Genomic DNA, 20,692 nt, shown 5'->3' with positions numbered 1-20,692 from the left:
AATTTAGGAGGTAGATTTTATATTTGAAGAGACTAAGCTTGCATTTCGCAATAGTCGCAATAAAAGTAAAATGGATACAACAATTGCGCACCGCTTCACCACTACAAATTCATTCACGCCTATATTTAATAAAGGGCCCGCAAACCAAACTTTACTGCCACCTGTAAGCAGTCCGGACCAGATGTTTGACCAAGAATGAAGTAAAATCGCAACCCATAATCTATGGCTCGCCCGATAAGCTAAGCCCAAGAATAGGCCCACGAATAATAGATCAATAAAAATTGGATAATGGGACCTGGCTGCCTCCCCGTGAAATAGTGCAAAAACTATAGATTGGAAAAATATGCAAGCTGGCGTTGACAAATTTGAGTGCTGCAACATTAATCTTAATAACACCCCTCGAAATAGAAATTCCTCTATTGCAGCAGCACTGATTATTATTGCCAGCGATATTGGAAGGAGCTGCCAGCGCATGACGCTATTGATTTCAATATCATTCCGAGAAACCAATGCAAAAACAATACAAATGAAGGGGAATGCTATTACCGGCAGGATAGCCAGAATGAAATTCGAAGCACTGGCTTCATTTGAGAAGAAATTCAACGGTCGACTGTAGATTTTTAATTGAAAGAACGATGATTTTTTATACAGAATAAATATTGCGCCTGAGATTGCAGCTTGAATCACAAAGAAAATTGCAGTCCTATAGAGGTAACTTACTTTCTCCGACCCAACTAGGTTTACAAAAGCGTCAGCAATGCAATGAGAGCTCCAGATCAAAAAAGTAAATATCGCGACAAATGTTGCCATACAAGCAACAATCTTCGCCGTAGAAAAAATAATCTTTTTCATGCAAAAATGTGGCCGCATGTCCGCGGCCACTTAATTTTAATGCCGCACGACTTAGAAGAGGCAAATATACCAAGCTTCTAACCAATTTCGGCCATTAGCGCCGAGGCATTGAATCAAATCATCGCGGGAGTTGACTTTACCCGTATAGTGATAATCATCACCCATACGAGTTGCGCCAACTTCACCGCAAGGAATATTATCAAGTTGCGAATCGCTCAGAACTTTCATTTCTCTACCTTTCACATATGCCCGATAACGGCCGGGCGTTCCGCTCCATGCTTAAGGCGAGTTCCAATATATGGATTTCGCCTTATGGCTCAGATTATTTTCCACCTGCCACAGAAATAATTGGTTCAAGCAACCATTCCCAAATCTTTCTGCTTTCTTGGCGTACATCCGCGTCAAGCGCCATGCCTGCCTTGAGCAGCTGCGTGTTGCCATAGGTGGTGATTGCCTGCTTTTTCAACTTCACACTAACTCGGTAGAGAGGTTCATTGGCCTGCGCCGCAGTGAGTAATGCCTGCCCCTGACCGACCGGCAAATCCTGCGCTGCAATAGGCGTTTGGCTAATGCTTTGCACCTCGCCCTCCGCCATGCCGAACTTCTGATAGGGGTAGGCGGCGTAGCGTAGCCAGACAACCTGGCCGGGTTTGACGAAACCCGCTGTTCGGCTCGGCGCGTAGAGTTGCGCCTCCAAGGTTGAGGCGCCTTGCTGCGCAGTTTCGGGAATCAAGTTCACGAGCGTCTGCCCAGCCTGCACCGGCTGTCCAAGATGAATAGTGATGGCGCTCACCCGGCCTGCCTGGGGTGCGGTCAGCGTCAATCCGCCGCGAGCATCGTTTTCGGTGAATTCCTGGCTGAGGCTTGCCAGCCCACGATCAATTTGAGTCAGGCTGGTGCTGCTGCTGGTTTCGTTGTTGAGCAGTTCTGCTTTTGCCGCTTGAGTGTCGCGCTGCAGGGCTGCCAAACTTCGCTCGGCGTTGCGTTCACGCAGTTGCACGTCCAGCAGTTCTTCCTGCTTCTGCTGCAGTTGCACGGCCGAGACAAAGCTGTCTTTCTCTAATTCGACGTAGCGGGTCAGACTCTTGGCCGCCAATCCGGCTCGCAAGCGATTGGTTTCCAACTCAGCCTTGGCTTGACGCTCTTCGGCGGCCAAGCTGCGCAGTCGATCATTGAGCGCTTGCTGCCGTTGACGTTGCTGCTGTTGCGTCAGCATCCGCTCGGTTTCTAGCGTTTGCCGGCGCTGAGCCAAGGCCTGGGCGTTGAGGATTGCCGCGTCACCCTGCGACGTTGTGCGATCGCTTCGCAGCCGTATCACTGGCTGACCCGCAGCGACCCAATCGCCTTCCTTGACCAGCAACTCAGTTACGACACCGACTTGTGGGGCGCTGACGGTCAGCATCCCGGCAGTGGGCATCAACAAGCCCGGTAGCTTGGCCTTGCGGGTGACTTCACCAAAGATGGCAAAGGTGACCAAGGCCAACGCCATGCTCAGCGAGATACCGGTGACCCATGCAAAACTGGGTGGCCGGCCAATGCGAATACTGCCGAGCCATTGAGCTTGGCTGGCCTGCATCACCTCTTGCCTGAACAACGCTTGCGTCAAAGCCATGCTCTCTGAACCCTCAAAGGATTCGAAGGCGGGCCGACTAACGCTGAGCTTGATGACGGCCTGAGGAACTCAGACCGGCAACCCCGCTATCTTGCGAAGGTCCCGTATTTAAAACGGAACCCTCCAACACCGGAGGCTTTGCGTCGCCGGCTCACGCCGGGTTTGCGATTCAGGCCCACCCTAAAAGGCATCGGCCTTGTTTTGATCCCAAAGCTGCCAATGCAACTTTGTTGGCAATCCATGACTTTGTTCATGAAGTGCTGATCCGGCGGCCAATCTAACTGTCGAGCTGAAAACTTGGTAGGCCCCACATCGAGGGGGGTATCAAAATATGTCGCCATGTGGTAAAGCAGCACTCAATCCAAGGAACGGTAACTCAGCGAGGTCGTAACTAGGCGGCGGCGGCAGACTTGGGCAGGTCAGCAGCCCAGTTGCACTGCACTGATTGCCAAGTCAGGCCTATTCGCCAATGCAAGGAGCTTGAGAGTTGCAGTTGCGCCTCTTCAGTTTTGTTGCCACCCCGCTCGATGAGCCCCCGACGTCGCATCATTGCGGGCATCGTCCTCGGCATGGACATAGGTGTTTGTGGTCGAAATGTTGGAGTGCCCCAGGTTGTCGCGCACGATCTTGAGGTCCACTTGATTGCTCAAGTTGGATCCTGCGGCATCCCGAACAGTCATTTCAGCGTGATGGCGGACAGTTTGGGCGCGCGCAAGCGCCTGGGTTGATGGTCGCTCAGCCTTGTCGAGCGCCAGAGTTGGAACATGAATCTCGTGGCCGTTAAGCATTCTCGTCGCATGCTGGGGGAACCATACGGGGCTTGAGCCAGGCGGGCAGCTTTTGAACGTCGATCATGACCACATCGTCTGCGACTTGCTCCAGATCCGCCAAGTAGGACAAGCCACTCTGGTGGTCCTCCAGTTCTAAGTCGATACCTGTCCAGCCAGGCTTGACCGAGTTCATGCGATCCTTGATGGCCGCCACGGGAACCCGACGATCCTCCGGAAGGACGTATTTCACCCGCGCGATAGAACTTCGGTCGGTGGCCGATATCGTTTGGAGCCCGTGGACGTCTCGGAGTTCCCAAAGCAGGAACATGCATTGACGCTCCTCGCGAGGCGTCATGCGTCCGCGCTCTATTGCATCACTCATTCTCTGGATGAGTTCGCAAAACCTGACCTGCTGCAGGCCAGAGAGAGGGGGGAGAGCTGAGCCATTGTTCATCGATGTGTGCAAGGTCCCATCAACGCTCTGCACCCGACGATGTGACCTGCAACCACTGCCGCAGATTCCAGTAATCGGCTGTCTACTTGACAGGGGAGCTTACGGTCAGCCGGATTGAGCTCAGCACGCAAGGCTCGCAGATTGCCGGCATCGTGCCGCACCAGGCAACGATTGAGCGCCGAACGCGAGACCTCGGCGTTGATGAATTCACGCGTGATGACGAGCAGATCATCCAGTGGCAGCAAGAGCATGCGGCGCAATGCAACAACGACAGCCTCTTCGCCGGCAGACAGGGTCGTGCAAAGCTTGTGGGGGCGGTGGCTCAGGTCGGCAGGCGCCTCACGGCCCTTCCATTTGCGAACTGTGGCCTTGGTGATGTTGTAGCGCCGAACCAGTTCGGCGATGGATTCTTGAGAAGCCCTGATCTCGGCACGAACCAGCGGCGTTGTGCGGGCTTGAGGGTGGATGCGGGTCAAAGGAAAGCCAGGTTGAAATTTGGATCGATCACGCCAAGCATGATGCTACGGGCTCGAAGCAGCGGCCAGCTTCGAGTGGGGACATGATCTCCTGGAATCCAACAGTTATGCAACGGTCTCAGATCATGGCGAGGCTGGCAAGGGCGCCTTCGCTGGAGTCTGATTGGAGGTGTAGCTTCATTTATGCAACTGTGCTCGAAGGCGGCGAATAATTGAGTAGGGACCTGTTACGGTTACAGTTTCACTATTTAAATATACATATACATCGCTCTCGTCCCACCTTAGAAAACTGGGCCCCTTTTGACAAAAAACCAGAGGCTCAACATCGCCGACATCAACATACCCAAGATATTTAACGTTTTCGAAAAATATATCCAAAGCGGCAGCGTCATCTCTATTAAATGAAAAAGTAGCTGGCAACGCGATCACAACAGAAACCAATGACCCAAGGCCGATCAGCATTACGAATACAACAGGAGATTCAATGTCAACCGAAATGTAGTCAAAAATTAGTTTTGAAAAAAAAATAGTTAGCGCCAAGCAAGCTGCCCAAGAAGTAAACTGCTTGAAAGATTGAAAAAGCAGAAGTCGTCGCCCAAGCGACAATCCCCAGGAAATATTTGAAATTGATCTCTTTGACATCAAACACTCCGGATTAAAATTCAACCGACGGCGCACGTGTGCGCCGTCAAGCTAATATATTACCTTACATAAACCTTGTAGACATAATACGAACCGGCGCCCACCATTCCTCCTATGATTGCACCGACTGGACCTGCGGCAGAGCCAAGAGTTGCGCCAAGGCGAGCCCCAGCCAGGTAGCTGCCAATTTGCGCTCCTCCGACAGTTACTCCTGCCGCAGTTACGGCGGACGCCAGATTCGCACCATTCACTTCATTCGTCTGCTCAAAAGTCAATACTTGCATACCAATTTCCAAGTTTCCAGGCAGATTCCGGGCGCCCGGTTCCCGCTTTAGGCACAGCGCCTAATATTACGAGTCCTATCGATTGTTTTGTTAAAAGCTAAATTCTTACCAATGCAGCCAACACCAGCTCCAACACCCACTCCCAAACCTTCCTGCGGTCCTGCATCACATCCGCATCCAACGCCATGCCAGCTTTCAGGGCTTGGGTATTGCCGCAGGTATTGATGGCCTGCTTCTTCAATTTCACGCTAATCCGATAGAGGGTTACCTGCGCCGCTGTGAGCAAAGCCTGTCCTTGACCTACCGGTTAATCTTGCGCGGCAATGGGCGTTTGGCTGATGCTTTGCACCTCGCCCTCAGCCATCCCGAACTTCTGATAGTGGTAGGCCGCATAGCGCAGCCAGACAACCTGGCCAGGTTTGACGAAACCCGCCGTTCGGCTCGGCGCATAAAGCTGAGCTTCCAACGCTGAGGCGCCTTGCTGCGCAATTTCTGGAATCAAGTTCGCGAGCGTCTGCCCGGCCTGCCTGGGGTGCGGTGAGCGTCAATCCGCCGCGAGCATCGTTTTCGGTGAATTCCTGGCTGAGGCTTGCCAGCCCACGATCAATTTGAGTCAGGCTGGTGCTGCTGCTGGTTTCGTTGTTGAGCAGTTCTGCTTTTGCCGCTTGAATGTCGCGCTGCAGGGCTGCCAAACTTCGCTCGGCGTTGCGTTCACGCAGTTGCACGTCCAGCAGTTCTTCCTGCTTCTGCTGCAGTTGCACGGCCGAGACAAAGCTGTCTTTCTCTAATTCGACGTAGCGGGTCAGACTCTTGGCCGCCAATCCGGCTCGCAAGCGATTGGTTTCCAACTCAGCCTTGGCTTGACGCTCTTCGGCGGCCAAGCTGCGCAGTCGATCATTGAGCGCTTGCTGCCGTTGACGTTGCTGCTGTTGCGTCAGCATCCGCTCGGTTTCTAGCGTTTGCCGGCGCTGAGCCAAGGCCTGGGCGTTGAGGATTGCCGCGTCACCCTGCGACGTTGTGCGATCGCTTCGCAGCCGTATCACTGGCTGACCCGCAGCGACCCAATCGCCTTCCTTGACCAGCAACTCAGTTACGACACCGACTTGTGGGGCGCTGACGGTCAGCATCCCGGCAGTGGGCATCAACAAGCCCGGTAGCTTGGCCTTGCGGGTGACTTCACCAAAGATGGCAAAGGTGACCAAGGCCAACGCCATGCTCAGCGAGATACCGGTGACCCATGCAAAACTGGGTGGCCGGCCAATGCGAATACTGCCGAGCCATTGAGCTTGGCTGGCCTGCATCACCTCTTGCCTGAACAACGCTTGCGTCAAAGCCATGCTCTCTGAACCCTCAAAGGATTCGAAGGCGGGCCGACTAACGCTGAGCTTGATGACGGCCTGAGGAACTCAGACCGGCAACCCCGCTATCTTGCGAAGGTCCCGTATTTAAAACGGAACCCTCCAACACCGGAGGCTTTGCGTCGCCGGCTCACGCCGGGTTTGCGATTCAGGCCCACCCTAAAAGGCATCGGCCTTGTTTTGATCCCAAAGCTGCCAATGCAACTTTGTTGGCAATCCATGACTTTGTTCATGAAGTGCTGATCCGGCGGCCAATCTAACTGTCGAGCTGAAAACTTGGTAGGCCCCACATCGAGGGGGTATCAGAATATGTCGCCATGTGGTATAGCAGCACTCAATCCAAGGAACGGTAACTCAGCGAGGTCGTAACTAGGCGGCGGCGACAGACTTGGGCCGGTCAGCAGCCCAGTTGCACAGCACTGATTGCCAAGTCGGGCCCATTCGCCAATGCAAGGAGCTTGAGAGTTGCAGTTGCGCCTCTTCAGTTTTGTTGCCACCCCGCTCGATGAGCCTCCGACGTCGCATCATGGCGGGCATCGTCCTCGGCATGGACATAGGTGTTTGTGGTCAAATGTTGGAGTGCCCAAGGTTGTCGCGCACGATCTTGAGGTCCACTTGATTGCTCAAGTTGGATCCTGCGGTATCCCGAACAGTCATTTCAGCGTGATGGCGGACAGTTTGGGCGCGCGCAAGCGCCTGGGTTGATGGTCGCTCAGCCTTGTCGAGCGCCAGAGTTGGAACATGAATCTCGTGGCCGTTAAGCATTCTCGTCGCATGCTGGGGGAACCATACGGGGCTTGAGCCAGGCGGGCAGCTTTTGAACGTCGATCATGACCACATCGTCTGCGACTTGCTCCAGATCCGCCAAGTAGGACAAGCCACTCTGGTGGTCCTCCAGTTCTAAGTCGATACCTGTCCAGCCAGGCTTGACCGAGTTCATGCGATCCTTGATGGCCGCCACGGGAACCCGACGATCCTCCGGAAGGACGTATTTCACCCGCGCGATAGAACTTCGGTCGGTGGCCGATATCGTTTGGAGCCCGTGGACGTCTCGGAGTTCCCAAAGCAGGAACATGCATTGACGCTCCTCGCGAGGCGTCATGCGTCCGCGCTCTATTGCATCACTCATTCTCTGGATGAGTTCGCAAAACCTGACCTGCTGCAGGCCAGAGAGAGGGGGGAGAGCTGAGCCATTGTTCATCGATGTGTGCAAGGTCCCATCAACGCTCTGCACCCGACGATGGATCAAGGCGTTCCGGATTTCCGCCGTAGCCTCGTACAGAGCTACCAATGCATCCCAGACGAGCTGTGAAATTTCCGTCATCTGGCCACCGAGATGAGTGCGAAGCGCCTTGATCTTTGCTGAAGCCTGAAACGGCACCTTTATCGTCGTAACCCTGCACAGGGCTAGCTCTACCGCCATGTCCAAAACCTTCCATGCTGCGATGAAAAACAGCGTCATGAGACGTCGACGCAGTAGGTTGGTCGCATGTGTGCAGCGGCCGTCGTGAAAATCGACTTCAAGGTGTATGCGAACACCATGCGCTGAGAATATGAAGGTCTCTGAAGACGCCACAAGCGACGCAACCGGCACCCCTTCGGCTAGAAGCTGCCGCTCTAGCTCAGTGCATTCGAGAAAATGAGATTTGGGCATAGCCAGTATTTTCTCGCTCCCCCTTCACCCCGAAGACTATGGCGCTGAGCAATTGCTGCCATTCTTTGGGCGACCATGATACGGCGCAGTTTAGTCAGTGCGCACGCCTCAGCGCCGCTGTAGGCCTGCCTGCAAACTCTGCATGCCCCGGGCCTGGGTGGACTGCCCCGGCTTCTGCGGAGGTCGGTTGGTGCGAGCCAGTCTGGCTTAGCCGGATTTGCGAGTTACCGATGGTAGTTCGCCTCGGCTTCAGTCGGCTGGACGGAGCCGGCCGCCGCCCCGGCGAACGCGGAAGCGTACCGCGCGTCGGCGCGTCAATGAGTTGATCACCCAGCAGATGCACCTAGCGCCCCCCCCCCGCCCACCTTGAAGGTCTTCCGAAATGCCGGCGGCTTGGCTGCTTCGACCCACAAGCGAAAGCTAAGCTTCATCGACGCGCTGTACGTCCACACCGAAGTTTTGGCGCGCCGCGTGGACTGGATGCCGTCGTCCTGAATCTGGCGGCGGACAGGTCTGCTGAAGCTCCGCTTAGTAAATCGATCAGCCCCCCGCATTCATGGGGGTTGGAGTCCGATTGCGCGCCCCGAAATCCAAACCTGCCGATGTTGGCGGGTCCTTTTGACGTTGACGTGCTTTCTTCGGTTGACCCAGTAGTAAGCCGCCCGCCCAAACAACAACGATCCGGGAATGAAGCTTGACGCCGACTAACGACCATGAATACGCCGTGCTGGGCGGAGTGAACCGTGCCAGCATCGGCCGCTACCTGGCCATCCTCTCCAGCTCGATCTCCGCCGGGCTGGTGTTCGTGCTGCTGCAGGCACAGAACTACGCCCAGACGATGGGCTTGGATGTCAATTTGCCGCCGATCGTCTTGTCGTTGGTCGGAGCCGGCGCGGTCTACACGGTGCTCTTCTGGCTCCTCAAGAACCACGCCTGGAAATGGCGGCCGCTGTCAGCGCTGCTCAAGGTACCCAACTTGGCCGGCACCTGGGACTGCAAGGGTGAAACCCTGGACCGTGACGGCAAGATCACCTACGCGTGGACGGCCGAGGTCACGATCATTCAGTGCTGGGACAAGCTGCGTGTGCGGCTAAAGACCTCGCAGTCGGGCTCGAACAGCATGGCAGCCGCGCTGACCCATGACAGCGTTGATGGCTGGCTGCTGCTCTACCAATACCGAAACGACCCAAGGATCGGCGAGCCCGAGCTGAACTCGCACGTCGGCACTTGCAGCGCGACGTTCTCTAAGGATCTCAAATCCGCCACCGCTGAGTACTTCAATGGTGTGGGGCGGGCAACGTTCGGCAAGATGACCTGGACCCGGAGGCAATGATGGCGCGCGATATCAATCAACGACTGCAGCAATTGCGCACGCGCCGCGACGGAACTGGCGGCACCGTCAATGAGGGGTTTACGCTGGACTCGCTCTTTGCCAAGTCTGCACTGCCCGTCGAATTGTGGGAGTCCCGCGGCAAGGCGGACCAGCCTCACACCCGTTACGCACTAGGCTCTATGCAAGCCGTCAGTGACACCTACACCAAGGTGAGCAAGGAAACGGCGTTTCGCGTCGCCAACCAGCTAAAGGACCGTCTAGCGAAGCGCGGCATCGTCGCGGAGTTCGAGCTGCAAGGCTCGGTTCCGCTCGACGTTCACATCAAGGGCGTCAGCGACGTCGACCTGCTGACGCTGGCCAGCGAACTGTTCTCGTACGACGTCAAGGGCTTCAAAGCGCTGCATGGCAAGTACTGCAATCCGGCAAAACGTACGGCGCTGGAGGTTCTGATCGAACTTCGTGGCCACGTCGAAACCGACTTGGCCGACGCCTTTTCCGCGGCCAAAGTGGACAAGACCGGTGCGAAGGCTGTCAAGATTTCTGGCGGCTCGCTGGCCCGCGACGTGGACGTTGTCCCCGCCGTCTGGTTCGATACCGCGCAATATCAGTTGACTGGCCTGGCCTCAGATCGAGGCACAAAAATTCTCGACAAGAAGGCCAGCAAGACCATCGAGAATCAGCCCTTCCGCCACATCGAGCTGATTGGCGCGCGCTGCGACAAGATCGGCGGAGGCCTGCGCAAGGCGATTCGCCTGTGCAAGAACATCAAAGCTGACTCTGACCGGAACATCACGCTTCCCAGCTTCGACATCGCTTCGACCATGTACCACGCAGACATGAAGGCCTTGCGCCTTGGATCCTTCTACGAACTCTCGATCCTTGCCGAGACGCAGCGGCATCTCGACTACCTCGCCTGCAATCACGGCGTGGCGAAGACCTTGTACGTGCCCGACGGCAGCCGATTGATCTTCGATACGAACGAGAAGCTGCGCAGCTTGAACGACCTGTCGCGCGACATGGACGAGTTGCTGGACGCCGTCTATGCGGAACACACTCCCGCCTATTTGGCGCAGTACCTCATGAGCGACAAGCGCCAAGCGATCAGCAAGCTGGCGGCTTGACCTCTAACTCCTGGGCTTCAGCCATCTTCGAGGCGGCGGCAGCCTGCGGTCAGCCCCGCTCCAGATCGAGTTCATCACGGGTTAGCGGCAGTGCCATCGGCGGGGGGCGCTGCGCTCGAATCGCGAGATAGAAGCTCCGAAGCGTCTTGCCCCAACAGATCAGGACTCACCTCAGTCGTCAGTCGCTAGACTTGCGTTGCGCCCGCCGAAGCAAACGCAACACCCAAACGTCCGAACACCTAGTCGTTCAAAAATTCAGCAAAAGCAAACGCAACGCTGAGCCGGTTTTGTGATTTGCAACGGATTTTGCGTGGATTTCGCAGCTTCTCCTGGGAAAGTAAACGCAACAGCGAACCCGAAGTACTTGGTTTCGATAAATTTTAAGCGTCGCCAACAACTAGGCTCAGCGGAATCGCTCAAGCTGCAGGTAGTACCACATCCCCAAAGCCAGCATCTTGCGCCCCAGCCAATCGCCCACCGGCGCGCGGACATGGTTGAAGCGCTGGAAGACGTCGAAGGTCTCGGTCTCGGCCATCACGGCGGCCGCCATCACCTCACCGACGATATGGGACGTGGCCAGGCCGTGGCCAGAATAGCCCTGCGCGAACAACACATTGGGGGCCAGTTTGCCGAGCTGCGGAATGCGATTGATCACGATGCCCATATTGCAGCTCCACTGGTAGTCGATCGCCACGCCGCGCAATTGCGGAAATGTGCGCTCGATGCAGGGGCGCAGCTCCGCGGCAAGGTCGCGCGAAGGTTCACCTGAATAGTTGGCGCCGCCACCGAAGAGCAAACGGCCATCCGCCGTCATGCGGTAGTAGTCGAGCACAAAGCGGCTGTCATAGACCGCCAGGTCATACGGATTGAGTTGGCTTGCCAACGCGCCCAAAGGCTCGGTCGTGACGATGCCGCCAGGCGCCGGAAAAATCATGCCGCTCAACTTGCGCTGCTCCAGCTGGTGATAGACATCACCGGCCAGCACGATTTGATCCGCAACGATGCGCCCCTGGGGCAAGCGCAACGAAGGCGTGGCGCCATGCACGATTTCCAGCACTGGGGAATTCTCGAAAACCAACCCACCCAAATCGGTCAATGCCTGCGCCTCGCCCAAGCAAAGATTGAGCGGATGCAGATGCATATTGCGGCGGTTGTAGATGCCACCGTGGTAAAGCGGCGTATCGAGAAAACGCCCAATGTCCTTGGCCTGCACCAACTCCACCTCATCGGCCATCCCGCGGCGAACCATTTCGGCATGGGCACGGCTGAACTCACCCATGGCCTTGGGGGTGTAGGCCGCGTGCAGATGGCCCATCTTGAGATCGCAGTTGATGCCGTATTGCTGCACGCGGCGGCGGATGATGTCGTGGCCGCGCCAACGCAGCATCCAGATGAAGTCGTCGGCCGCCTGCTCGCTCATTTGCCGCAGCAATTGGCGGCGCATGGCACCGTCCCCCGAGAGGCTGCCGGTCACCTGGCCGCCGTTGCGGCCCGACTGTCCCCAGCCGATGGATTGCGCTTCCACCAAAGCCACTTTGCGGCCGCGTTCAGCCAGCTCCAGCGCGGTGGCCACACCCGTGAAGCCGCCGCCGATAACGGCCACATCCACGCGAATTTCGCCCTCGAGCGTGGGATAGCGCCGGTCTGAGTTTCGCGTAGCGTTGTAGTAAGACGGCGTGACTTTTGCTTGCATAGGGAGAGTAGTTTTGTCGTTAGGCCAAGTAAGCATCGAGCCAATTCACGCCAGTTCGAGATAGCGCGCCAGCTCCCAATCCGTCACGCATTGATTGAAGCGCGCCACTTCTGACTGGCGGGTTTCAACAAAGTGATTCACGAACTCTGGACCGAACAATTCTTTGGCCAGGCTGGATTGGCTCATCGCGGCCGTGGCCTCGGCCAGGGTGGCGGGCAGGCGCTGCACGTCTTCCGCACCGTGATTGGCGCCGTTGACTGCCGGCAGCTCAAGCGCGAGCTGATGTTCAATGCCATAGAGGCCCGAGGCCAGTGCCGCTGCAATGGCGAGGTAGGGATTGGCGTCAGCACCAGCACCAGCACTGCGCGTCTCCAGCCGCAGCGATGAAGCCGCGCCGGGGATCACCCGCAGCGAGGCATTGCGGTTATCGATCGCCCAGGTCGGCTTGACCGGCGCCAGATTGTTGTCCACCAAGCGCTTGTAGCTATTGATGAAGGGCGCGTACATCGGCAGCAACTGTGGCAGGCCGTATAGCTGACCAGCGATGAAATGACGCATGGTGTCGCTCATGCCGGCCGCGCCCTTGGCATCATGGAAGGCATTGCGGCCATCGCGCCAAAGGCTTTGGTGCAGGTGCTGGCCGCAGCCGGGATAGTCCACCGAGAACTTGGCCATGAAGGTGTTCAAGAGCCCGTGACGGCGGCCAATCTCACGCACCGACTCCTTGAATAGCACCGCACGGTCGGCCGCTTGCAAAGCCTCGGTGTAGCGGATCGCGGCCTCAAAATTGCCGGGGCCGGCTTCGGTATGCAAAGCCTCCAGCGGCACATCCATGGCGTTCAGGCTGGCGAACAAGTCGCGCACAAACGCCTGCTGAGCATCGATGCGAAATGGCGAGTAGTTGGTGGCGCCATGGGTGGCGGTGAGCAGGTCGCGATAGCCCTTCTGGCGCACCGACAGCTCGGTTTCCGCCAGCACAAACCATTCGAACTCAACCCCGACCTGGGCCGTGAAGCCCATGCGCTCGGCCTTTGCCAGCACCCGTTTGAGCACCTGGCGCGGGCAGATCGGCAAGGGCTGGCCATCAGCCTGCACATGCTCGCCCAGGATCAACCAACGGCCATCATCCCAAGGCAGCTGGCGCGCGGTGCTGGGGTCTAGCCGCAAGCCAATGTCAGGGAAGCCGGTGTGAAAGCCGGTGAAGCTGACGCGGTCGTAGAGACGGTCCTCGATGTCCCAGCCGAACACCGCGCTGGCAATGGTGCCGCCGCCCTCCAACATGCTGGCCATCTTCTCGCCGCTGAGGTGCTTGCCGCGGCAGACGCCGTCGATGTCGGTGACGGCAAATCGCACATAGGGCTCTTTTTCCAACGCCGTCCGGGACAGCGGGTTCGCTGGCGCATCAGCCATGAATCGTCTCCAAAAAATTGCCCCTCATTGGCGGGGCGTACAGGACCGTAGCAAGGGTAGTCAGGCACATCTTCTCAGGGCACCTGCGTGGTAAAATTAGGTGCTTGCCCCCGGTGTCGTTATTCATCTGAATTTCTTTCGGAATCACCCTCGCAGTGGATCAACCCGTCCCCATCACACGACCTGCTCACAAGCCGCCCGGCAAGCGCCGCATTCCTCAACAGGAGCGCGGCATCAAGACCATCGAAATCATCTTGGCCGCAGCTGGCACCGAGATTGAGCAAGGCGGTTTGGCCAAGCTAACCACCAAACGCATCGCCGCCGCAGCGGGCCTCTCGGTCGGTGGTTTGTACGAATACTTCCCCAACAAAGAGGCCGTGCTTCATGCCCTGGCCAGCCGTTGGCTGGAGCAGATCAAAGACGCCATCGCCGGGATTCACCCCAGCCTGACCGGTTGCAAGGACTTGTTCCGCTACCTCACCATGGTCTACGAGGTGGTCAAGCCCCTGTACCAGCAGGTGCCCGGCGTGAGTGGTTTGATCTCGCTGCTGTCCTCGGTGCCCGAGTTGAAGGCCCTGGAAGACGATATCGATGTACAGGTGAATGGCCTGTTAGCGGATGCCATCCACTGCCTGGTCCCGCACGTCAGCACTGAGCAGTGCATGGCCGTGGCCCGCACCTTGACGATTCTGGATCATTACCTTTTGATCGAATCGATCTTGCGCGACCCCGCCAACGCCACACTCTACGAAGACCACCACCGCGTTTGTCAGTACGCGTTAGTGACCAATATGCTGCTGATGAATGAAAGAGAACGGGCCGCCACGCTTGTGAAGAACAAGGCCGCCCTCCCCTCAGCAAGCATCAGCTGAAGCCTGCATCAGCGCGGCTTAGCCCCATCAAGCCGCGGGTGGAAACTGATCGATGAAGAGGCGCGAAGTGCCGGCCAGCGCATGGTTGGCAGCAACCCGGAACACGGTCTCGTCGTCATAGGCATTGGCAACGATCTGCATCCCGGTGGGGACGCCAATGTCCGACAGCCCGGTCGGCGCAGCCAGCACCGGGTAGCGATTGAGCAAGTTGAAGGCCGGCGTCAGCACCCAGCCCAGGTAGGCATCGACATCATGGCCATCAAGCTTGAGCATAGGCTCCAGCACAGGGTCCTGATCGGCGGGCAGATCGCTGCTCAGCATGGTGGCGCAGACAAAGGCTGAGTAGCCCTGCCCCCAGACCTTTGCCTGCATATCGCGGTGCAATTGTTGGGCCAGGATGGCGCTGGGCATTATGGATACCTTCTTGTCCTTGCCCTTGTCGTGCAAGAAATTGACATAACTGCACAGCTTATCGGTCTCGGATTGCGGGATGTTCAGCATGAACTCATCGACAAAGATGGCGCGCAAGCCGTCGAGCAAGACCTGGTTGATGCGCTCTAAGTCCCAGTCCAGCGTGACTTCTTCGACCACAGCCCCACGGCTACGCAAGCCATCAAGCGCCTGCATCAGATTGCGGCGAACGTCGGCAGCCAAGGCCGGGTGGCCAAAGGCCGGGCTGTAGGCGATGCGCATGCCGCTCAAATCGCCATACGTCGTCGGCAAGGGCGTGTAGGGCAAGGTCGTATAGGACTTGGGATGCGGGCCGGCCAGCACGTTTTGCATCAACACCAGATCGTCAAAAGTGCGTGCCATCGGGCCTTCCACGGCCTGAACAAAGTACTCGTCCGTGGGGGTGCAGGCCAGGCGACCAAAGGGTGGCTTGAAGCCGTACACACCGCACAGCGACGAGGGAATGCGGATGGACCCCGCCATATCGCTGCCTGTGGCCAGCGGCGCCACGCCGGCTGCCAAAGCCGCGCCAGAGCCACCGCTGGAGCCGCCACAGGAATGGGCCAAGGACCAGGGGTTACCTGTCACCCCGTACATCTTGCTCCAGGTGTGACCGAGCACGCAGAACTCCGGATTGGTGGCCTGGAAATAGGGAATAGCGCCGGCCTCGAGCAGCTTGTCCACGATGGGGTGGTTCTCGGCCGCAATCCGGTCCTTGAAGACCAAGGACGCCATCGGCCGGGGCCAACCCTCCACGGCGGTTTCTTCCTTGATGATGACGGGCACACCCTCCAGCGCCCGGGCTTGCCCGGCACGGTAGCGGCGGCTTGACTCCTGTGCTCGGGCGCGAGCCTCCTCAGCAAAGATGCCGGCCGCGCAGTTGACGCTGGACTGCTGGCTGTGCGCGGTAGCCAGAACGGTTTCCAGATAGTTCACCGGATCCAGGGTTGCGGCCTTGAACCTTGCCAGCAATTCGGTGGCGCTCAAATATGTGTTTGCGTTGTACATGGCTGTTTTCGTTTGGAAAGAATGAGAAATGGCCTGCGCTCAGCCTTGCTGGGACGAGATAAATGCCTCGTCCGGGCGAGGCAGCCACCAGTCATGGATGCGGGGTTGGTGGTCCAGCACCACCATCTTGGTGCGGCGAAACGCGTCAAGGCCGAAGCGGCCGAGCTCACAGCCCAGGCCGGACATCTTGGCGCCGGAAAAGGGCAAGGCGTCGTTGTCGATCAGCGGGTTGTTGATCCAGACCATGCCGGACTCCAGCCGATCGGCCGCCTCCATGGCCTCGGCCAGATTGGTGGTGAAGACCGAGGCGCCCAGGCCGAATTCACTGTCATTGGCCAGGCGCAAGGCTTCGTCAAAGTCGGCCACGCGGCAGATCGCCGCCACCGGGCCGAAGCATTCTTCGCGCATGATGGCCATCTGTGGGGTGACGTCGGTGAGGATGGTGGGCTCATAAAACCAGCCGTTCGGCCAGTCGGGTGGAATGCGGCCGCCGCAGACCACCCGCGCGCCCTGGCTGACGGCCTCCGCCACCAAACGCGCCACCTTGTCGCGCGCCGCCTGGCTGACCAGCGGCCCGATCTCCGCCATGCCCATGCCATCACCCACACGCAATTGGCGGGTACGGCGGGCGAACTCGGCCACAAAGGCCTCATGCACCTCGTCCACGACAAAGAAGCGCTCCGAAGAGGTGCAGACCTGGCCGCTCAAGAGAAAGGCCGAGTTGACGCAGCCCGCCGCAGCAATCTCGATCGGTGCGTGGCGCGAGATGATCATCGGGTCGCTGCCACCTGCTTCCAGCACGCAGGGCTTCATGCGTTCGGCGCAAGCAGCTCCGACGGCACGGGCAGCCGCCACACTGCCCGTAAACGCCACGGCATGAGTGCCTGGCGAAGCAATCAAGCCCTGGGCGGTTTGGCCATCGCCAGGCAAGCAGCTGATCAAGCCGGGCGGCAGCGCCTCGAAATAGGCCATGAAGCGCAGCGTGGCCAGCGATGTCGCCTCGGCCGGCTTGATGATGCAGGCGTTGCCGGCCGCCAGAGAGGCGGCCACGGTCCAGCACATCAGCAAGAAGGGGTAGTTGAAGGGCAGGATGTGAACCGAGACGCCATAAGGCTCGTAGCGCATGTACTGGAAGGAACCGGTCTGGTTGGTTCCGGCCACCTTGCCGCCATCGTCGCGCGCCATTTCGGCGTAGTAGCGAAACACCGATGCACAGAGCGAGATTTCGCCCGCGGCATCCGGGTAGGGCTTGCCCATCTCACGGCACAAGAGCTGCGCCAACTCAGCCCGCAAGGGGGAGCTTTCAATCGCCTGCGCCACCGCATGCAGCAGGCCCGCGCGGGTCTGGGTATCGGTGCGCTTCCATTCGCGTTGGGCGCGCTGCGCCACGACTACGGCGCGTTCAATATCCGCCTCGGCGCAGAGCGGGTAGTTGCCCAGCGGCTCGAGCGTGGCCGGGTTGATCGAGGTCTTGAAGCGCTCAGACAGGGGCGCGAGGTAAGCGCCTGCTAGATAGACCTGGGCTTGGCGCGCATCAAACGGGTCGCAGTTCATTGACATATGAGATTCAAAAAAGTGGGATCAGCCAAAGGCGGCTATGAGGGCAATGCGATGCATGGCGGGGTGAGGCGCAGGCAGCAGCGGCGGCCTTGACGCGCAAGGGAGACGCGCGCCCTCCCCTGCATCAAGAGGCCGCCGAAACCAGCCGCACGTCAGCCCGCGCCGCGCAGGTCGGCCAGAATGGCCCGGGCGCAGTTCTGGCCGGTTTCCACCGCGCCATTGAGGAAGCCGGAGTGCAGCACAGAGGCGTGTTCGCCAGCGAAGTGGCAGTTTTGCTGCCGCACGCCGGCATAGCCGTAGTGGGCGGTGTAGCTGCCCACCGGGTGTGCGCCATAAGCGCCCTTGCTCCAGGGATTGCCGGGCCAGTAGTTCAGCAAGGCCCTGCCATTCCATAGCGGTTTGATGCCGGGAAAGACCAGGTTCAAGCTGTCGAGCATGGCCTCGGCCTTCTGGGCGATGGGCCGGTCATTCATCGCCACGGCTGCCTTGTCACCGGTGAAGCTGGTCAAAATGCCCGCCGTGCCGGCTTGGGCGCGGGTGACTTCCCAGCTGATCTGGTACCCGCCACTGTCGTTATCGCTCAGGCCGGTATAGCCCTGCTCGCGCCAGATGCGCCGATTGAACTGCAGCTGGAACTTGGTGTGCATGCCCATCGTGAAATTCTGGATGGTGGCCACCTTCCTGGCATCGAAGCCCGCACGGCTGTAGTCCACCGAACTCTGCAAGATCGAGAAGGGCAAGGCCAAGACCACATGGTCGGCCAGTACGCTGAGGCGTTGGCCCGCAACAGTGAAGCACAGCTTGTAAGTACCGTCTATGTTGCGCTCCACTGCGGTGAGCGCATGTCCTGTGCGGATCTGCGCCGGGTCCAGTCTTGCCGCCATGCCCTTGACCAAAAGGTCATTGCCACCGCGGATGTGGAAGCGCTCGTCCGAGCCCCTGGGTGCAAAGAAGCCCACCAGATCCAAGGCGCTTGCCTTGGACGCCGCCACGCCGGCTGAGGCATCCATCAAGACCTGCAGCAGCTGCCCCTGCCGCGAGCTCAGGCCGCCCGGCACATAACGGCTGATGTAGTCGGTGACCGACATATGGTCCAGCTCCCAGCCGCGCGGCGTGTATTGCTGATAAGTCTGCGGGAATGGCGCGGCCTTGTTGTCGGCGTCAAACTGCGCGGCGCAGGCAGCAAAGTCATTCACCTGCTCGTCCCAGGTGTAGCGGCCACCGGCAATCCAGAAGGTGAGCTCGCCGCCCTGGGCCGTATCAAAGGCCGCCAAGTCGTCCAGCTCCAGGCCCAGTTCGCGGGCCAGGCCGCGCAACTCACGGTGAGCGGTGTCAATCAGCTCACCGCCGTTCTCGGCGACCTGGCCGGGAAACGCGGTGGTGTTTGACCAGCAGCGCCCACCCAATCGATCAGACGCCTCATAAACCGTGGCGGTCAAGCCGGCCTTCTTCAACTCGTAGGCCGCAGCCAAGCCGCCCAAGCCAGCCCCAACCACCACGATGCGCGGCGGCGTGACAGGCGCCACACCGCGCCGTGGCCGCTTCTCTGCGGTGGCCGTAGCCAATAGCGGGGTTGTGCCCAGCATGGCGGCGGAACCGGCTGCTGCGGTCTTGAGCAGTTTGCGGCGCTCGATCAGAAGCGCCTGCGCTTCCCGGTTGGACACACCATGCTCGTTGCGCACGCGCGCCACGTCCATCACGTTCACCAGGGCTTGCATCAAAGGATTGCGAACCATCTTGACTCCTAAACGTTCTTCTGCGCGGGCTCGGCGGGGTTGGCGATCGTTGCCCCGGGCAGCCCGCTTCGAGACAACAGTCGATAGAGAAGGCCGAGCAGCAACCAGACGCCGCCGACGGTCAAGGCCATCTGCCCGAGATGGGTCAGGATGGTGAGAATGGTGGCGATGCCGACCATTGGCGCCACCACATGGGCCCACCAACGGCGCCCGGCATGGCGACCGAACTGCACCAGCACGGACAGATGCACAAACATGAAGCCGGTCAGCGCGCCAACGCTGATGAACATGGCCAGCTCACTGATGCGATCCCGCATCAGCAAGGCGATGGCCAGGGACACCGCGGTCGAGACAATCATGGCCATATAGGGGTTGCCATTGCGCGGATGAACCTTGGCCAAGACCGCCGGCAATGTGTGCTCACGCCCCATCGCGAACAGCACGCGGGCCACACCCACCTGCATCGGCAGCACATTGGGAACACCCACCACAATGACCAGGAACCAGGCCAGCGCAATGGCGGCCTGTGGGCCGAGCATGGCGCCCAAAAGGTCGTAGATCAGGCGTGCGGGGTCCTGCATTTCGAAGCCAAGCAGCAGATTGCCCAGCACCCAACCGCTCAGCACAAACAAGCACACCGTGATGGCCAGATTGGTCAGGATGGCCTTGCCGACCACGCGGGTGTCGCCATCCTTGACCTCCTCGGCCAAGGTGGACACAGCGTCAAAGCCCAGATAGCTCATCACGCAGACCGAGGTAGCGGCCAGCACGGCCGTGCCGTCCCATTGCGCTGGCGTGTAGAACGGCGCCAGGGTCAGCGCGCCGCTCCCCTGCCCTTTCAGCAAAGCGAACAGGCAGATCACGAGCACCCCGGCCAGCAGCATCAGTTGCAAGACCACCGACCACAAGCTCACGCGCGAGGTCACTGAAATGCCGAACCAGTTGACGGCGAAAGTCGCCAGCACCGAGATGACGACCCAAGTGCCCCGGTCAACGCCTGGTAGCAGCGTCTCCAGGCTGACCGCGCAAAGCGCATAGGTGAAGGCCGGCACCAGCAAGTAGTCCAGCAGAATCATCCAACCGGCCAGATAGCCGGCAAAAGGGCCCATCGTGCGGCCCGCAAAGCCGTAGACCGAGCCCGCACTGGGCATGGCCCGGGTCATGACGGCATAGCTGCTGGCCGTGAAGTAGACGCACAAGGCCCCAAGCAGATAGGCCAGGGCGATCAGGCCGCGCGACTCCTCCCAAACAAAGCCCGCCATCGTCAAGGGCGCGACCGGCGCGGTATAGGCCAGGCCGTAAAAGACCAAGTCCCGATAGCTCAGGGCGCGCTTGAGCTGGCCTTTCTGGCTGCTGTCGTTTTCGCTGCTCATGGTGGTGGCTCGCTTGTTTGTGGAGTTAAGGAGG

General features: G+C 59.0%; 19 protein-coding genes, 1 pseudogene and 2 riboswitches. Of the genes and pseudogenes, 3 read left to right on the top strand and 17 right to left on the bottom strand.

The window, feature by feature from the left end; all coding sequences use genetic code 11:
- Positions 1-3: 3 nt before the first annotated feature.
- The 11 genes and pseudogenes from AT984_RS22425 to AT984_RS08015 all read right to left on the bottom strand — a co-directional run bounded on the left by AT984_RS22425 (position 4) and on the right by AT984_RS08015 (position 7,910).
- Complete coding sequence (locus tag AT984_RS22425; RefSeq protein ID WP_197418277.1) at positions 4-852, bottom strand: CPBP family intramembrane glutamic endopeptidase; 849 nt, start codon at positions 850-852, stop codon at positions 4-6.
- Between the two features lie 51 nt (positions 853-903).
- On the bottom strand, positions 904-1,080 hold the full coding sequence (locus tag AT984_RS22905) for a hypothetical protein (protein WP_156421942.1): 177 nt from the start codon (positions 1,078-1,080) through the stop codon (positions 904-906).
- 94 nt (positions 1,081-1,174) lie between these two features.
- On the bottom strand, positions 1,175-2,464 hold the full coding sequence (locus AT984_RS08040; protein WP_058719654.1) for an HlyD family secretion protein: 1,290 nt from the start codon (positions 2,462-2,464) through the stop codon (positions 1,175-1,177).
- 73 nt (positions 2,465-2,537) lie between these two features.
- A riboswitch (cyclic di-GMP riboswitch) is annotated at positions 2,538-2,641 on the bottom strand.
- Positions 2,642-2,967: 326 nt separating this feature from the next.
- The gene (locus AT984_RS22420; protein WP_082679864.1) at positions 2,968-3,252 is read right to left on the bottom strand and encodes a tyrosine-type recombinase/integrase; all 285 of its coding nucleotides are present in this window, start codon (positions 3,250-3,252) and stop codon (positions 2,968-2,970) included.
- Entirely contained in the window at positions 3,245-3,562 is a 318-nt protein-coding gene (locus AT984_RS08035; protein WP_156421941.1) for a hypothetical protein, read from the bottom strand. Before AT984_RS08035 ends, AT984_RS22420 begins: the two co-directional genes overlap by 8 nt.
- A 245-nt stretch (positions 3,563-3,807) precedes the next feature.
- Positions 3,808-4,164 (bottom strand): annotated as a pseudogene (locus AT984_RS22900) (IS481 family transposase); the annotation flags it as partial.
- A gap of 177 nt (positions 4,165-4,341) precedes the next feature.
- The gene (locus AT984_RS22895) at positions 4,342-4,806 is read right to left on the bottom strand and encodes a hypothetical protein (protein WP_156421939.1); all 465 of its coding nucleotides are present in this window, start codon (positions 4,804-4,806) and stop codon (positions 4,342-4,344) included.
- 381 nt (positions 4,807-5,187) lie between these two features.
- Positions 5,188-5,337, bottom strand: coding sequence for a hypothetical protein (locus tag AT984_RS08025; protein WP_156421938.1), 150 nt, complete (start codon positions 5,335-5,337; stop codon positions 5,188-5,190).
- A gap of 109 nt (positions 5,338-5,446) precedes the next feature.
- Positions 5,447-6,292, bottom strand: a complete 846-nt coding sequence (locus AT984_RS08020) for an HlyD family efflux transporter periplasmic adaptor subunit (RefSeq protein ID WP_197418276.1) — start codon at positions 6,290-6,292, stop codon at positions 5,447-5,449.
- 208 nt (positions 6,293-6,500) lie between these two features.
- Positions 6,501-6,604, bottom strand: a riboswitch (cyclic di-GMP riboswitch).
- Positions 6,605-7,015: 411 nt separating this feature from the next.
- Positions 7,016-7,213 carry a hypothetical protein gene (locus tag AT984_RS23940; protein ID WP_156421936.1) on the bottom strand — a complete coding sequence of 66 codons (198 nt, stop codon included), beginning with the start codon at positions 7,211-7,213 and terminating at the stop codon, positions 7,016-7,018.
- A complete protein-coding gene (locus AT984_RS08015) occupies positions 7,206-7,910 on the bottom strand; it encodes a hypothetical protein (RefSeq protein ID WP_058719649.1) in 705 nt (234 codons plus the stop codon). Before AT984_RS08015 ends, AT984_RS23940 begins: the two co-directional genes overlap by 8 nt.
- 886 nt (positions 7,911-8,796) lie before the next feature.
- Between AT984_RS08015 and AT984_RS08005 the strand changes: the two genes are divergently transcribed.
- Together AT984_RS08005 and AT984_RS08000 are read left to right on the top strand one after the other, a co-directional pair.
- The gene (locus tag AT984_RS08005) at positions 8,797-9,435 is read left to right on the top strand and encodes a Cap15 family CBASS effector (RefSeq protein ID WP_058719647.1); all 639 of its coding nucleotides are present in this window, start codon (positions 8,797-8,799) and stop codon (positions 9,433-9,435) included.
- The gene (locus tag AT984_RS08000) at positions 9,435-10,556 is read left to right on the top strand and encodes a hypothetical protein (protein WP_082680310.1); all 1,122 of its coding nucleotides are present in this window, start codon (positions 9,435-9,437) and stop codon (positions 10,554-10,556) included. The genes AT984_RS08005 and AT984_RS08000 overlap by 1 nt, the downstream gene beginning before the upstream one ends.
- A 403-nt stretch (positions 10,557-10,959) precedes the next feature.
- Here AT984_RS08000 and AT984_RS07995 read toward each other — a convergent pair whose 3' ends face one another.
- Both AT984_RS07995 and AT984_RS07990 read right to left on the bottom strand, forming a co-directional pair.
- Positions 10,960-12,249, bottom strand: a complete 1,290-nt coding sequence (locus AT984_RS07995; RefSeq protein WP_058719646.1) for an NAD(P)/FAD-dependent oxidoreductase — start codon at positions 12,247-12,249, stop codon at positions 10,960-10,962.
- A gap of 45 nt (positions 12,250-12,294) precedes the next feature.
- The gene (locus AT984_RS07990) at positions 12,295-13,659 is read right to left on the bottom strand and encodes a glutamine synthetase family protein (RefSeq protein WP_082679863.1); all 1,365 of its coding nucleotides are present in this window, start codon (positions 13,657-13,659) and stop codon (positions 12,295-12,297) included.
- 155 nt (positions 13,660-13,814) lie between these two features.
- On the opposite strand from AT984_RS07990, the gene AT984_RS07985 reads away from it, so the two are divergent.
- The gene (locus AT984_RS07985; RefSeq protein ID WP_058719645.1) at positions 13,815-14,531 is read left to right on the top strand and encodes a TetR/AcrR family transcriptional regulator; all 717 of its coding nucleotides are present in this window, start codon (positions 13,815-13,817) and stop codon (positions 14,529-14,531) included.
- Between the two features lie 27 nt (positions 14,532-14,558).
- On the opposite strand, the gene AT984_RS07980 is transcribed toward AT984_RS07985, so the two are convergent.
- From AT984_RS07980 to AT984_RS07965, 4 genes are all read right to left on the bottom strand, one after another.
- On the bottom strand, positions 14,559-15,989 hold the full coding sequence (locus AT984_RS07980; RefSeq protein WP_058719644.1) for an amidase: 1,431 nt from the start codon (positions 15,987-15,989) through the stop codon (positions 14,559-14,561).
- Positions 15,990-16,028: 39 nt separating this feature from the next.
- Entirely contained in the window at positions 16,029-17,549 is a 1,521-nt protein-coding gene (locus AT984_RS07975) for an aldehyde dehydrogenase family protein (RefSeq protein WP_197418275.1), read from the bottom strand.
- A 152-nt stretch (positions 17,550-17,701) separates the two neighbouring features.
- Positions 17,702-19,285: a flavin monoamine oxidase family protein gene (locus tag AT984_RS07970; protein ID WP_058719643.1), complete on the bottom strand. Its 1,584-nt coding sequence runs from the start codon at positions 19,283-19,285 to the stop codon at positions 17,702-17,704.
- 8 nt (positions 19,286-19,293) lie between these two features.
- Positions 19,294-20,658, bottom strand: coding sequence for an APC family permease (locus tag AT984_RS07965; RefSeq protein WP_058722166.1), 1,365 nt, complete (start codon positions 20,656-20,658; stop codon positions 19,294-19,296).
- Positions 20,659-20,692 lie beyond the last annotated feature (34 nt).

It is taken from the genome of Paucibacter sp. KCTC 42545, assembly GCF_001477625.1.
GTDB lineage: Bacteria > Pseudomonadota > Gammaproteobacteria > Burkholderiales > Burkholderiaceae_C > Paucibacter_A.
Note: the sequence above shows the minus strand (reverse complement) of the source record. Positions and strands in the feature narration are given on the sequence as shown.